Here is a 255-nt window from a genome sequence, read left to right as displayed (position 1 = left end):
TGCAGTGGCCGATGGTCTCTGCGATGTTCCAGACGATCTTCCAACAACCTGATGCCCAATCCACTTGGGCTCAAGCCCGCGAAGTCGTCGACTTGCTGGAACCGAAATTCCCGCAGGTTGCGATCTACCTGGAGGAATCACTCGAGGAGATCTTGGCGTTTACCGCAGCACCAAAACCAGTCTGGACAAAAGTATGGTCAAACAACCCCACCGAGCGGCTCAACCGGGAGATCCGCCGGCGCACCGACGTTGTGG

General features: G+C 57.3%; 1 protein-coding gene. It reads left to right on the top strand.

The features are described 5' to 3' along the window. Nucleotides 1-255 (top strand): transposase (locus tag HMPREF3048_RS02490; protein ID WP_210398411.1); only part of this gene is annotated, 255 nt, incomplete at both ends.

The organism is Corynebacterium sp. HMSC075D04, assembly GCF_001815635.1.
Taxonomy (GTDB): domain Bacteria; phylum Actinomycetota; class Actinomycetes; order Mycobacteriales; family Mycobacteriaceae; genus Corynebacterium; species Corynebacterium coyleae.
This window is presented reverse-complemented; position numbering and strand designations above follow the sequence as displayed.